Source organism: Flagellimonas sp. (genome assembly GCF_965233845.1).
In the GTDB taxonomy this organism is placed as follows: domain Bacteria; phylum Bacteroidota; class Bacteroidia; order Flavobacteriales; family Flavobacteriaceae; genus Flagellimonas.
On record NZ_OZ247584.1, the window covers coordinates 2306798 to 2320054 of the forward strand.

At 41.8% G+C, this 13257-nt stretch carries 13 protein-coding genes; 6 read left to right on the plus strand and 7 right to left on the minus strand.

From position 1 onward, the window contains the following. Window positions 1-2 precede the first annotated feature (2 nt). Genes ACO6S0_RS10120 through nadC form a run of 3 tightly spaced genes read right to left on the minus strand, consistent with a single transcriptional unit; the run spans window position 3 to window position 2264 of the window. The gene (locus ACO6S0_RS10120; protein WP_422348264.1) at window positions 3-452 is read right to left on the minus strand and encodes a DUF2147 domain-containing protein; all 450 of its coding nucleotides are present in this window, start codon (window positions 450-452) and stop codon (window positions 3-5) included. Beyond that, window positions 430-1407, minus strand: coding sequence for a YihY/virulence factor BrkB family protein (locus ACO6S0_RS10125; RefSeq protein ID WP_422348265.1), 978 nt, complete (start codon window positions 1405-1407; stop codon window positions 430-432). The genes ACO6S0_RS10120 and ACO6S0_RS10125 overlap by 23 nt, the downstream gene beginning before the upstream one ends. Next, on the minus strand, window positions 1407-2264 hold the full coding sequence (gene nadC / locus ACO6S0_RS10130; protein ID WP_422348266.1) for a carboxylating nicotinate-nucleotide diphosphorylase: 858 nt from the start codon (window positions 2262-2264) through the stop codon (window positions 1407-1409). Before nadC ends, ACO6S0_RS10125 begins: the two co-directional genes overlap by 1 nt. A 257-nt stretch (window positions 2265-2521) precedes the next feature. Here nadC and ACO6S0_RS10135 point away from each other — a divergent pair, with 257 nt between their 5' ends. Together ACO6S0_RS10135 and rlmH are read left to right on the plus strand one after the other, a co-directional pair. After that, complete coding sequence (locus tag ACO6S0_RS10135) at window positions 2522-3361, plus strand: cupin-like domain-containing protein (protein WP_422348267.1); 840 nt, start codon at window positions 2522-2524, stop codon at window positions 3359-3361. Between the two features lie 129 nt (window positions 3362-3490). Continuing rightward, window positions 3491-3964 carry a 23S rRNA (pseudouridine(1915)-N(3))-methyltransferase RlmH gene (rlmH, locus tag ACO6S0_RS10140; RefSeq protein ID WP_422348268.1) on the plus strand — a complete coding sequence of 158 codons (474 nt, stop codon included), beginning with the start codon at window positions 3491-3493 and terminating at the stop codon, window positions 3962-3964. On the opposite strand, the gene ACO6S0_RS10145 is transcribed toward rlmH, so the two are convergent. The 3 genes from ACO6S0_RS10145 to ACO6S0_RS10155 all read right to left on the minus strand — a co-directional run bounded on the left by ACO6S0_RS10145 (window position 3930) and on the right by ACO6S0_RS10155 (window position 7471). Beyond that, window positions 3930-4859, minus strand: coding sequence for a type IV pili methyl-accepting chemotaxis transducer N-terminal domain-containing protein (locus ACO6S0_RS10145; protein ID WP_422348269.1), 930 nt, complete (start codon window positions 4857-4859; stop codon window positions 3930-3932). The genes rlmH and ACO6S0_RS10145 overlap by 35 nt on opposite strands. 127 nt (window positions 4860-4986) lie before the next feature. After that, window positions 4987-6879, minus strand: a complete 1893-nt coding sequence (serA, locus tag ACO6S0_RS10150) for a phosphoglycerate dehydrogenase (protein WP_422348270.1) — start codon at window positions 6877-6879, stop codon at window positions 4987-4989. Window positions 6880-7024: 145 nt separating this feature from the next. Then, on the minus strand, window positions 7025-7471 hold the full coding sequence (locus ACO6S0_RS10155) for a methyltransferase family protein (RefSeq protein WP_422348271.1): 447 nt from the start codon (window positions 7469-7471) through the stop codon (window positions 7025-7027). Between the two features lie 291 nt (window positions 7472-7762). Between ACO6S0_RS10155 and ACO6S0_RS10160 the strand changes: the two genes are divergently transcribed. The 4 genes from ACO6S0_RS10160 (at window position 7763) to ACO6S0_RS10175 (ending at window position 12877) form a co-directional block, all read left to right on the plus strand. After that, complete coding sequence (locus ACO6S0_RS10160) at window positions 7763-8344, plus strand: non-canonical purine NTP diphosphatase (RefSeq protein WP_422348272.1); 582 nt, start codon at window positions 7763-7765, stop codon at window positions 8342-8344. Window positions 8345-8486: 142 nt separating this feature from the next. Continuing rightward, window positions 8487-10241: a DEAD/DEAH box helicase gene (locus ACO6S0_RS10165; RefSeq protein ID WP_422348273.1), complete on the plus strand. Its 1755-nt coding sequence runs from the start codon at window positions 8487-8489 to the stop codon at window positions 10239-10241. 75 nt (window positions 10242-10316) lie between these two features. After that, complete coding sequence (locus ACO6S0_RS10170; RefSeq protein ID WP_422348274.1) at window positions 10317-11093, plus strand: carboxypeptidase-like regulatory domain-containing protein; 777 nt, start codon at window positions 10317-10319, stop codon at window positions 11091-11093. Between the two features lie 98 nt (window positions 11094-11191). Further along, window positions 11192-12877: an alpha-amylase family glycosyl hydrolase gene (locus tag ACO6S0_RS10175; protein ID WP_422348275.1), complete on the plus strand. Its 1686-nt coding sequence runs from the start codon at window positions 11192-11194 to the stop codon at window positions 12875-12877. Here ACO6S0_RS10175 and ACO6S0_RS10180 read toward each other — a convergent pair whose 3' ends face one another. Then, the gene (locus ACO6S0_RS10180) at window positions 12878-13255 is read right to left on the minus strand and encodes a VOC family protein (RefSeq protein WP_422348276.1); all 378 of its coding nucleotides are present in this window, start codon (window positions 13253-13255) and stop codon (window positions 12878-12880) included. Window positions 13256-13257: the final 2 nt, after the last annotated feature.

Genomic DNA, 13257 nt, shown 5'->3' on the forward strand with positions numbered 1-13257 from the left:
CCTTATTCGTCCGTTATTCTATGCCAGGTTTGGGTGCGGTAGAAAAATGCCAGATAACCCCTGACCTTTAGTTTGTTTTTATCTTCTGGGTCCAACCATACCTTTCCCCTATATGTAGATCCACTTTCTGGATCCAATAGACCTTCTCCCCTAAATTCCCCTTTGGAATTTGGCTTGAAGTTTCGCATGATATGCATCCCCTTAACGGGTTTATCCTTTAAATCCCCTTTACATTTAATGCACAAGGCATTCTCTCTTCCCTTTTCCAAGGTTTGAAGGATCTTGGCCTGAAGCAATCCATTCTTTTCATACACCTCCACAATGCCCTTGGCCACTCCCGTTTGGTCATCCACGGTGCGCCATTTACCAAAAACACTTTGTGCTTGCGCCATGGCACCTACCATTAGACAAAACATCACAAGAACGGCCCTATTCCTTTTGTTGTAATTCATGCTTTTTCTTCAAAGAATTCAGGGTAGCATTCAATTCAAATCCCAATAACAGGATGTTCGAGTTCAACCAAATAAAAACCATTAAAATCAAGAGACCTCCCAACGCTCCATACAACTCGTTGTAGCGGGCAAATTTTTCAACATAAACCCCAAACAAATAGGATGTTAGCACAAACAACAGCGTGGTCATCAACGCACCTGCAGAAAAAAATCGGGCCTTTCTTCCTTCGGCAGTACCAAAATAATAGAGAATTGCGGTAGTGAGATAAGACAAAATCATAAAAAACAGGATTTTGGATATCTGAATGCCCACTGTGTCGCCCTTCTCCACATCATAACCCAAGGTTTTACCCAAATATTCACTGGTGTACTCCACAATGTAGAACTCAAAATAGACAAACGCAACGGCTCCAACAATCAGAAGTATGGACAGAATCAATCCCACCATTAGCGCATAGGCATACTGGCGAAAAAAATTGCGGGTCAGCTCTACGTGATAAGAGTTCTCAAAACCACCGAAAATGGAATTGACCCCGTTGGCCACCAAAAAAATGGACAGTAGAAATGCCGAGGATAGCAAGCCTCCCCTTTTCTGATCTTTGATCTGTTGATAGATGTCACCAAAATAATCACTGGTGGCGGAGGGTAAAAAGGATTCCAGGAAAATGAGAAATTGAGCATCAAAATTCTCGTTTCCTACACTGGCATATGGAATAATAAAGGGCAACAAAGTCACCAAAAAAATCAGCAGCGGGAAAAGCGCCATAAAAAGGCTAAAGGCAATGGAACTGGCTCTGGCCGACAGGGTACCCTTAACAATCCCCATGAGGTACATTTCAGTCAAATCATAAAATGACAAGCCCTCGAACGCCCTTAGCTTGATACTTTTGAGCAATCTCACCAACCAGTTTACCACTGGAATCTTCTCTAACCGTTCTTCTATAGCCAATGACATTAAACTGCTTTTAAACTCAAATCCAAATTGTGCACGGAATGGGTCAATGCCCCAGAGGAGATATAATCCACCCCACATTCCGCATATTTGCGAATGGTCTGCTCATTGATACCTCCGGAGGATTCTGTCAGGCATTGATCTCCAATCATAGCCACCGCTTTTCGGGTGTCCGAATAATCAAAGTTGTCCAAGAGTATTCTATATACTCCTTTGGACTGCAAAATTTCTTCCACTTCCCCAAGGTTTCTGGCCTCTACGATAATTTTTAGTTCTCGCTTGGATTCCTTCAAATATTGCTGTGTTTTTTCGATGGCTTTTGTAATTCCACCAGCAAAATCAATATGGTTGTCCTTGAGCATGATCATGTCATACAACGCAAACCTATGGTTCTCACCTCCGCCAATCTTTACCGCCCATTTTTCCAACGCCCTGATTCCTGGGGTGGTTTTTCGGGTATCCAATATCTTAGTCTGCGTTCCTTCCAGTAACGTTACAAAAAAGTTGGTTTTTGTAGCTATGGCACTCATGCGCTGCATGGCATTAAGCACTAAACGCTCCGCCTTTAAAATGCTTTGGGAACTTCCCGAAACATAGAAGGCAATGTCTCCATATTTTACCGGCATCCCATCCGGAATCAGGACTTCTGTTTTCATCCCTGGGTCTACGTATTGAAACACTTGTTTAGCAAACTCTACCCCGGCCAAAATGCCCTCATCCTTTACCAAAAGTTTGGCTTTGCCCTGGGCAGAACCTGGAATACAAGCCAGTGAACTATGGTCACCATCTCCCACATCTTCCCTAATGGCATTGGCAATAATTAAAGCTACTTCCTTCTCAAATTGATCTTGGGTAATCATGCATACGGGGTTTCAACGAAAATAGTAAAAACATTACTCACAATTCTTTTAAAAAAATGGAATTCTTGTAGTGGGCTTAATACGGTTTATTGATCAAGGTATTACTGGTTTTGTTAGGAGCATAACTCCCTCAAAATAGGTCGATTATGTAATTCATCGAGTATTTAGGCAGTTAGTAAGAATAAGAGTAAGGTTTTAAATGGTGAAAATGGATTATTTCTAACTTTAATAGGATGTCGAATCAAACCTAAACCAAGATGGATATTGTCAATGATGTTGTAGCAAAGAGCCGTTCTGTAGAAGAAGTAAGTTCTATAAATGCTCAGGAATTCAGGAAGAATTACTTCACAAAAAGAAGACCTGTTCTTTTAAAAGGTTTTGCCAAAAATTGGGGAGCCAAAAAAAAATGGAATCTCGATTTTCTAATGAATTTGGAAGGTGATAACCAAGTACTTCTTTTAGCTGCAAATTTTATTCAAGACGACAATCGATATAGACAAGGGTCTTTCAAGGATTATCTACAAGCTTTAAAAAGCTCGGAAAACAACAAGGAGGTAATGAAGGATTATTTGACCACCGTGGATATCTTTAAATTTTTTCCCCATTTAACCGAGGACATAGATTTTTCGTTGTTTGAAAAAAATACCGTTTCCAATTATGTTACGGGTTGGATAGGGCCTAAAGGAACCATATCAGGGTTTCATTTTGATACTGCCAATAATATGTATGCCCAAATTATGGGCAGAAAGATGTTCATTATTTCGTCTCCCAAATTTAATAGGAACATGTACCCGAGCAGCAAGCATATTGCAGATGCAGTGGCAAGTCAGATAGACCTCAATAACTTTGACCCAAAGAGATTTCCGAAATTTGAAGATGCAGCACTTCAAGTTGCCATCCTGGAGCCAGGGGATGTCCTGTTTGTTCCACAAAAGTGGTGGCATTATGTGCAGTCTCTTGATACGTCTATCAGCATCAGTAACTTTGGGTATACAAAAAGTGAGAAGTATACTTTACTCCTAAAAGAACGGATTAAACACTCCTTACATAAAAGAGGTTATTACAAGCCTAAAAATTGCTTTTGCTGCGAAGCTTAGGGAGAAACGATAGATTCCATAAAAGCATAATCCACTCTTTACCATGGATTGAAACAAGGTTTTGATCCAAGATTCCCATTATATCCAAGATCATTGTCCTGTTTTGTCCCTAAAAAATTAATTTTGGGCATGCAAATCACTTTGATCGCCATTGGTAAAACGGACAGTGCCGAGCTTTCCCAGCTCATCAACATCTATGAGAAGCGTTTGGGGCATTATATCAAGTTTCAATTTAAGATACTTCCGGACCTAAAGAACACTAAAAACCTTTCCGAGTCACAGCAAAAAGAAAAGGAAGGGGAATTGCTTTTATCCCAAATCCATTCTTCAGACCATCTTGTGCTATTGGATGAAAATGGTAGGCACTATAGCTCCATGGAATTTTCCAAATTCCTTCAAAAGAAAATGAACAGCGGTCTTAAGAATTTGGTACTTGTTATTGGCGGACCTTATGGCTTTAGTGCTCCAGTATACTCAAGAAGCCAAGAAAAACTGAGCTTATCCCAAATGACTTTTTCGCATCAAATGGTACGCTTGTTTCTAGTGGAACAGCTCTATAGAGGTTTTACTATTTTGCGTAATGAGCCTTATCATCACCAATGAGTTCTTTTTCTGTAGGAGCCAGCTTAAATCTTTCCAATAACTCCTCAACCTTTTGAATGATCAATTGATGGGGTTTGGGCTCGTCCGTAGTCTTTTCCAAGGACTTCATCATGCGTTTCGAAACCTTCTTTAGCTCATTGAGTTCTTCACTGATAAAGCCATAAATCTCTTTTTGTCTGGCCGGGTCCTTCTCCACCTCCAAAACATATTGAAGGTCCGAGATGTTCTTCATGTGGGAATTGAACACTTGGGACTGGTGCCAGGCAATCTCCGATAGTTTCTTTTTTTGATCCATTATTCGGCTAATAATGGGGTTGACAATAAAGAAAATCTCAAAAATCAAAATTGCTATGGAGAAAATGGCCAACTCAAGTTCTATCACTTTCATGGTCTTAAGATCCTTTTCGGCCTTGTTTTGGAACATGGTGACAATACCATCCATAATGGTAGCAAATCTGTCCACATGGTAATGGGCATCGTTGAAGGAAATCTCCTTGAAATTCTTAAAATTCTTGAGTTTGTGATAGAGCCATTCTATATGGGTTTCCAAGCGGGAAAACTCTTTTTGGATCAACTCATTGTCCAGGGGCTCTATTTGCAAGACCGTACTGCCCTCTTGCAAGGACCGGTTCATGTGGTACAGTTTGGTCAGGGCCAATTTCATTTCTGCGTAATCACAATTATGGTACCTGCAGGAATACAACTCGTTCAGCAATTTTTGGCTTAGCATGCGCTGTTTTCCAGATAAATTGACGTATAAAGCCGTGGATCGCTGCTTGTTCAAGGAATATTGTGTCATGGACTGAATAACAATCGTAAGAAATACAATGGAGATAACCAATAAGTAGTAGGCCCTAAAGCCTTTTTTGAATATTTCTAACTTTCCTATTCTCATTTAGGTAAAATAACCGTAAGTATTTACCCACAATTTAGATGGAAAAACAAGGACAGAAAGAAAAATGTTGTGAAACAGGTATTAAAGCATGTGAAATCCCCTATTCAGGAAAAGTAAAACCGTCTGATTAATAAAGAACCCTAAACTTGATGGTGTTTTCCACATTCTTTAGAGCCTTTACCACTTCTTTGTTGTACTCCTTATCCAAATCGGTAATCACATACCCCACCTTGTCGTCTGTAGAGAGGTATTGTCCAGTAATGTTCATCTCATATTCGGCCAGGACTTTACTGATCTTCGCCATAATACCAGGAACATTTTTGTGAATATGAAGGAACCTGTGGGCATTGGTCTGTTTGGGCAATCTGATATTTGGGAAATTCACCGCATCAACGGTATTCCCAGAGTTGATATAATCCATGATCTTGTTGGGCACAAAATCCGCAATATCCCGTTGGGCCTCCTCGGTGCTTCCGCCAATATGAGGCGTAAGGATTACGTTGGGCAATCCCTGCAAGGCTGTTTCAAACTTGCCGTTGCTTCTTGGCTCCGACGGATACACATCTACAGCGGCACCGCCCAATTTCCCTGTTTTAAGGGCAGCTGCAAGAGCTTCAATATCCACCACAAAACCTCTGGAAAGGTTAATCAGGATAGCCCCATCTCTCATTTGGTTGAGTTCCCGTTCTCCAATAAAGTTTTTGTTGGCCTTATTGTCGTCCACATGAAGGGTAACCACATCAGAAACCCCAAGCAAATCTTCAAGCGTACTGCATTTAACGGCATTCCCTAGGGCCAATCTATCCGCAACATCATAGTAATATACCCGCATGCCCATGGCTTCTGCCAGTACAGACAATTGCTTACCAATATTCCCGTAACCAACAATCCCCAAGCTTTTACCACGGACCTCCCTTGAGTTGATGGCAGTTTTGTTCCATTCCCCATTATGGATTTCGGTACTGCGGGTAAAAATGTTCCGTTTGAGCATTACAATCTGACCTATGGCCAATTCCACCACAGACCGGGTATTGCTGTAAGGTGCGTTAAAAACCACTACCCCTTTCGTCTTGGCGTGCTCCAAGTCAATTTGGGTGGTTCCAATGCAGAATGCACCCACCACCAATAGCTTATTGGCGGCATCCAAAACCTTTTGGGTAACCTGTGTTTTGGAACGAATTCCCAGCACATGGACTCCTTTGATCCGTTCAATCAGTTCCTCTTCAGTTAAGCTGTGCTTTACCAGTTCCACGGAAAAACCGTCTTCCGAAAGGTTCACAAAAGCATCGGGATGCACATTTTCCAACAACAAAATCTTGATTCTGTTTTTGGGGTAGGATAAATTTCTAGGTAGATCGTTCACGTACAGGAATTCATCTAGGTTAGGAGCAACATGATCGGCATTACTGGCAGCTTTCTCACGATGCACGTTTTCAGTATAGGCAAAGAACTTGTCGGCAATTCCAGCTTCGCGCATGACATAGTCGCTATATCCGTCACCAATGACCTGCACCTCCCCTTCCAAGTCCAAACGCTTTAGACATTCTATCTTGCCATTATGCGAGGCCAGTACATTGTCCTCATCAAATCCAACAATATGTCCTTCTGCATCAAAGGTAAAGGTATTGGCATATACGCGTTCCGAAGGAATGTTGTATTCCTCAACAATGGGGTCAATAAATTCCTTGAACCCACAGGAAATCACATAAATATCATCTGAGTATTTTTCAAAGAATTCTTTATTGGATGCAATGGATTTTGATATTTTCTGGCGAAGCTCACCTACCAAACCATCCAAATCATTTTTGTGGGCATTAAGAAGTCGAATCCTTCGCTCCAACGATTCCGTGAAGGAAATATCCCCATCGATACCCAAATTGGTGATATCTTGAATTTCTTGGATAATTTCATCCTTGTTGGACTTGCCTTGAAGCGTCATTTCCGCCAAAACATCCAAAGCTTCTACCCTGGTCAGGGTGCTGTCAAAATCAAAAACATACTTGCGTCCCACTTCTACCATGAATTTCTTCAAAAAATTAAGGCATAAAATTAATCATTAATTCCATCCGTGAAATTCCAAGCTCCCAAAAACGCTCCACAATTGCGGATATATCAAAAAACACCCGCAAAATGTTTCAAAATGACTAAATAATCCAACATTTAGGCTAGAACCAACGTCGGGTTGCCTTGCAATAATTCCGATATTCCTTACCAAAAAGTTGGGCAAGGGCCTGTTCCTCTTTTGCAATCTGAAAATGATTCATATAGTACACAAAACCAGCAGCTAAAAGGGTGTTGAAGGCGTTTCCAAGTTTAAGTCCATAACCTAAGAGCAGGAGAAGCATTCCCAAGTACATGGGATTTCTGGAATACTTAAAAATTCCCTTGGTAACCAATCGAGTTGTTTTGGTCAAATTAATGGGATTGGTAGTGGTCTTGGCAAAAACAAACTGGGCAATGGAAATGAAAATAATCAGAAGAGCCAATCCAAATAGGACAATGGACAACTCCCTTCTGCCGAAAAAATCAAAATGGCCAACGGGCAGGAACCGATTCAGCAGGTACATCAAAAAACCAAAAATCATCATGACCAAAGGTGGAAGAATTTTCATGGGTTAATGGGTTAATGGTTAATGGGTTAATGGTTAATGGTTAATGGTTAATGGTTAATGGTTAATGGTTAATGGTTAATGGTTAATGGTTAATGGTTAATGGTTAATGGTTAATGGTTAATGCAAAGTTCGAAATTACTACTTTTAACCCATTATGGATTTTATCATGAATTCGTCAGTTTGAGTGATTTTTTAGTTAGAAACTGGAAAATAGTATCGAAAACAAGAATTCTAGGGTAAAACCATTATCCTTGATACTTTTTCCAAAATAATCAAAGAAAAAAACTCGCCTTGAAATTAGTTTTTGCCACCCATAACGCCCATAAGCTAAGGGAAGTCCAGCAGTTGTTGCCGTCTGAAATTGAATTGCTTTCCTTGGATGATATTGGCTGTAGCGAGGAAATTCCCGAAACTGGTAAAACCTTGGAGGCCAATGCCAAATTGAAGGCGGACTTTGTCACCAAAAAATATGGCCTCTCATGTTTTTCAGATGATACAGGGCTTCTTATTGACGCCTTGGACGGAGCGCCAGGGGTATATTCCGCCCGCTATGCCGGACCGCAGAAAAATGCCAAGGATAATATGGCCAAAGTGTTGAGCGAACTTGCAGGCAATGACCAAAGAACCGCGCATTTTAAAACCGTGGTTCATCTAAATTTTAACGGCGAGAGTTTTGTTTTTGATGGGATTGTGAATGGGAGCATCGTACAGGCAGCACAGGGAACACATGGTTTTGGTTACGATCCCATATTTAGACCTTACGGTTATGATACCACTTTTGGAGAACTATCGGACGCTACCAAAAATTCTATAAGCCACCGGGGGAAAGCCATTCGAAAATTGGCCTCCTTTTTCAAAAACAGGGTTTTATAGTTTCCACCTCATTTAATTGATGTACCTTTGCGCCTTTATTAACGCCGCCGGTATGGGCATGGTGTTGCGAGGGGCTTAAAATGGGTATTCGAAAATCGCTCTATGCAACATAACATATTTGCGATTTAAGGTTTACACCACTATGACAAAATTTGAAGCCTTGGGGTTGGACAAACCCCTATTGGATGCTATTTCCGATCTTGGATTTGAGACTCCCTCCGAAGTACAGGAAAAATCAATCCCAGTTCTATTACAGGAAGAAACCGACTTGGTCGCCTTGGCCCAGACAGGAACGGGTAAAACCGCTGCCTTTGGTTTTCCCATGATTCAAAAAATACAGGCGGATAGCAGAACCACCCAAGGTCTTATCCTTTCCCCAACCCGCGAGCTTTGTTTGCAAATTACCAACGAGCTCAAATTGTACTCCAAATACGTTAAAGGCCTAAATACAGTGGCCATTTACGGGGGCGCAAGTATCACTGAACAGGCCAGACAGATTAAAAGGGGTGCGCAAATTGTAGTTGCTACTCCAGGGCGTATGAAAGATATGATCGGTCGTGGAATGGTCAATATCTCCAAAATCGATTATTGCGTTCTTGATGAGGCCGATGAGATGCTCAACATGGGTTTTTATGAGGATATCAAGGATATTCTTTCCAACACCCCCGAAGAAAAATTCACTTGGCTTTTTTCGGCTACCATGCCCAAAGAAGTGGCTTCCATTGCTAAAAAATTCATGCACAAACCGCATGAAATCACGGTAGGAGCCAAAAATGCGGGGGCAACCACTGTTCAGCATGAATATTATACGGTAGGTGGACGTGATCGCTATGCCGCATTAAAACGTTTGGCCGATGCCAATCCTGGAATTTTCTCCGTGGTATTCTGTAGAACAAAACGAGATACCCAACGCGTGGCCGAAAAATTGATCGAGGATGGATACAATGCAGGGGCGCTACACGGAGACCTGAGTCAGAACCAAAGGGATTTGGTGATGAATGCGTTCCGGAAGAAGCAGGTGCAAATGTTGGTAGCCACGGATGTAGCGGCCAGGGGAATTGATGTGGATGATGTGACCCATGTGATCAATTACCAGCTTCCTGATGAAATTGAAACTTACACCCACCGAAGTGGACGTACCGGTAGAGCAGGGAAATCAGGAATCTCCATGGTCATTGTTACCCGTTCGGAACTCAGGAAAATCAAGGCCATTGAAAAGAAAATCAAGCAGGATTTTATTTCAAAAAAGATTCCAACAGGAATAGAAATCTGCGAAATCCAGCTTTATCATCTAGCCAATAGAATCAAGGAAACCGAAATCAATCCTGAAATTGACAATTACCTCCCAGCCATCAATGATGTGTTGGATGGTTTGGATCGAGAGGAATTGGTCAAAAAAATGGTTTCTGTGGAATTCACCCGTTTCTACAACTATTATAGCAAAACCCGAGATTTAAATTCAGATGAGGGCCGAAGGGATAGCGGTGAAAAAGGAGAATCCAAAGGCAACAAGCCTAGCGATGGTTCTGTCCGCTACTTTATCAACGTGGGTGAGCGCGACGGGTATGACTGGATGTCTCTCAAGGACTTCTTGCGGGATACCTTGAATCTGGAGAAAGATGACATTTTCAATGTTGACACTAAAGACAGCTTTTCCTTCTTCAATACAGAGGCCCAACTTTCGGATTTTGTGTTGCAGACTTTCACCGATTTTAAGGTAAAAGGGCGCTTTATCAATGTAGAAATTTCCAAAAATCCTCCAAGCTCTGGCAAGGGCGGAAGAAAACGTGACAGAAAACGAGGCCACCGCAAGGGAGGTGACAACAAGTCCTTTAGGGGCGGTCGTAGAGGCGGTTCCGGGAAAAGAGGCGGTAAAAGAAGACCTGGTTTTTATTAGTTAATTCTATATTAAATCGTGGTGAACTCCTATTTATTTTTCTTTGTTTAGTACTTTTATGGCTACACAAATTGCATGAAAAGAGTCCTACTTACATTTTTCTTTCTGGTTACTTTTATAGGTTTTTCCCAGGATACTGAAGATTCTGCTGTGGAAGGCGAGTTGAATGCTACCGTGGTCAATGCCCAAAGTGGCTTTCCCATGGTAAGCGTGCACGTAATCAATCTGAACAAGGTGGTAGGTACCATTACGGATCAGGAAGGAAGGTTTACCATTCCTGCAGCGGTAAATGATACCCTCTATTTTACTTTTTTGGGGTTTAAATCAGAAAAAGTTAGGGTAACCGGTGATATGTTCAAATTTGAAGGTACTGAGGTTGCGCTTACGGAATTGGCCTATGCTTTGGAAGAGGTCATTGTAAGGCCCTATCAACTTACTGGTTATCTAGAGATTGATGTTAAGAATCTGCCCATAAACAATGCATACCAGTACAGCATTTCTGGATTGCAGAAGAGTTATGAGGGTGGAAACAAGAGTCCAAGTGCGGTTACCAAGGTCTTGGGTGCCATTCTAAATCCAGCAGACTTACTTCGAAATCTATTTGGGAAAAAGCCCAAACAGATGCGTAAACTGCAGCAGATGAAACAGGATGATGACATCCGCGATCTTCTGGCTTCCAAGTTTGACCGCGAAACCCTGACAGAACTCCTACAATTGGAAAAAGTGGACATTGAGGACATCCTCAACAATTGCAATTACTCAAGATCGTTCATCAATACTGCCAACGATCTTCAAATCCTTGATGCCATTTCTAGCTGCTATGAGGAGTATAGAGTGCTTAACAGGAGGTAACTTACATCGGGAAATTCCTTACTATTTCATGTTTACGCGAATTAAATAAATTTTATATTTCCGCATGCATTTTATAGCTTTAGCTAAAATCCCAAAAGATGAAAAAACTACTTGCTATCATGACTGTTTTGTCCTTTCTGTCCGCATGTAAAAAGACCAAAAAGCCAGAGAAAAAAGATACTCAAGTAGCTGTAGAGCTAGCCCAAAAAAGGGATGTTCCCTTTGTTTGGGAGGGAGCCAATGTATATTTCCTTCTAACAGACCGATTCAATATCGGTAATCCCCAAAAAGGAGTACAATTTGATCAGACCAAGGAAACAGCAGTTCTTAGGGGATTTGAAGGAGGTGACATCCAGGGCATTACCCAAAAAATTGAAGAAGGATATTTTACAGACCTGGGCATAAACGCTATTTGGTTCACGCCGATAGTGGAACAAATTCATGGCTCAACCAACGAAGGAACGGGCAATACCTATGGGTACCATGGGTATTGGGCCAAGGACTGGACCGCCATAGATCCCAACTTTGGTACCCGAAAAGACTTGGAAAAACTGGTAAAAACCGCACATGCCAGGGGCATTCGTGTGTTGTTGGATGTAGTTTTGAACCATACCGGTCCTGTAACGGACATAGACCCCGTTTGGCCAGAGGAATGGGTGAGGACAGGGCCTAAATGCGAATTCACCACCTACGAAAATACCACGGCCTGCACCTTGGTGGAAAACCTACCGGATATCTTAACTGAGTCCAATGAAGCGGTAAAACTCCCTGATGCCCTTTTGGCCAAATGGAAGGACGAAGGGCGCTTAAGTCAGGAATTGGATGAACTTCAACTCTTTTTTGAACGTACAGGATACCCGAGGGCTCCCCGATTTTATATTATTAAATGGTTGACAGATTACATCAACGATTTTGGGGTGGATGGCTTTCGTGTGGACACGGTAAAACACGTCAATGAAAATGCTTGGTCCGATTTATATAAAGAGGCCTCCTATGCCTTTGAAACCTGGAAGAAAAAACATCCCGATCAAGTGTTGGATGACAATCCCTTTTATATGGTTGGTGAGGTCTACAACTATGGAATTTCTGGAGGTCGTGAATTTGATTTTGGAGATAAAAAAGTGGACTTTTTTGACTATGGATTTAAAAGTCTCATCAATTTTGATTTAAAGACGGATGCGCACAAAGATTATGAAACCACTTTTAAAAAATACAGTAGACTGCTCAACACCAAACTAAAGGGTAAAAGTGTGCTTAACTACCTTACCTCCCATGATGATGGCAGTCCGTTTGATAAAGAGCGAAAGAAATCCATTTATTCGGCCAACGTACTCTTATTGACCCCTGGAGCCTCCCAGGTTTACTACGGGGACGAAACTTCCCGCAATTTAATTGTGGAAGGAACTGAAGGGGATGCCACCCTCCGCTCCTTTATGAATTGGCAAGAACTGGACAGCATGCCGGAAATTCAAAAAATTCACAAACATTGGCAAAAGTTGGGTCAGTTTAGAAGAAACCACCCTTCCATCGGTGCCGGAAAACACAAAAGATTGGCAAAGAAACCCTACGTGTTCTCCAGAACATACATGGACGGGGATTACAAAGACAAGGTTGTCGTTGGTTTGGATTTGCCCAAGGGAAAAAAGTCCCTTTGGGTCAAAGGTTTTTTTGGAGACGGCACTAAATTATACGATACCTACTCCGAAACCGAAGTGACCGTAGCTAAGGGAAAAGTGCTCTTGGACAATGAATTTGACATTGCCCTACTGGAACTGGCCGAGTAATCAGTTTCTGGAATGCAAGGCAACCCTGTTGCCCTCAGAGTCCATAAATACTCCCATATAACCCACTTCAGGGCTAATTTGGGTTTTGCCTCGTTGTATTTTACCTCCAGCAGCTTCTACCCTATCCAATTCATGTTGCACATCAGCACTGGAAAAGTAAATCAACACCCCATCGGTGCTGCTTGGTTTATAGCTTTCGTGCTGAATAAGGGAACCACTGGCACCTGGCTTTCCTTCATCCCATGGAAACCAACCCATAAGGGTTCCACCAAAATCCTGCACTTGAATCTCAATTTGGAAAACTTGGTCGTAAAAAGCCTTGGCCCGATCCATGTTGGTCACCGGGATCTCAAACCAACCAACTATATTTTGTTCCATAA

Coding starts and splice junctions, on each gene's coding strand:
- ACO6S0_RS10120 (WP_422348264.1), bottom strand. CDS start 452: ATGAATTACAACAAAAGGAATAGGGCCGTTCTTGTGATGTTTTGTCTA.
- ACO6S0_RS10125 (WP_422348265.1), bottom strand. CDS start 1,407: ATGTCATTGGCTATAGAAGAACGGTTAGAGAAGATTCCAGTGGTAAAC.
- nadC (WP_422348266.1), bottom strand. CDS start 2,264: ATGATTACCCAAGATCAATTTGAGAAGGAAGTAGCTTTAATTATTGCC.
- ACO6S0_RS10135 (WP_422348267.1), top strand. CDS start 2,522: ATGGATATTGTCAATGATGTTGTAGCAAAGAGCCGTTCTGTAGAAGAA.
- rlmH (WP_422348268.1), top strand. CDS start 3,491: ATGCAAATCACTTTGATCGCCATTGGTAAAACGGACAGTGCCGAGCTT.
- ACO6S0_RS10145 (WP_422348269.1), bottom strand. CDS start 4,859: ATGAGAATAGGAAAGTTAGAAATATTCAAAAAAGGCTTTAGGGCCTAC.
- serA (WP_422348270.1), bottom strand. CDS start 6,879: ATGGTAGAAGTGGGACGCAAGTATGTTTTTGATTTTGACAGCACCCTG.
- ACO6S0_RS10155 (WP_422348271.1), bottom strand. CDS start 7,471: ATGAAAATTCTTCCACCTTTGGTCATGATGATTTTTGGTTTTTTGATG.
- ACO6S0_RS10165 (WP_422348273.1), top strand. CDS start 8,487: ATGACAAAATTTGAAGCCTTGGGGTTGGACAAACCCCTATTGGATGCT.
- ACO6S0_RS10170 (WP_422348274.1), top strand. CDS start 10,317: ATGAAAAGAGTCCTACTTACATTTTTCTTTCTGGTTACTTTTATAGGT.
- ACO6S0_RS10175 (WP_422348275.1), top strand. CDS start 11,192: ATGAAAAAACTACTTGCTATCATGACTGTTTTGTCCTTTCTGTCCGCA.
- ACO6S0_RS10180 (WP_422348276.1), bottom strand. CDS start 13,255: ATGGAACAAAATATAGTTGGTTGGTTTGAGATCCCGGTGACCAACATG.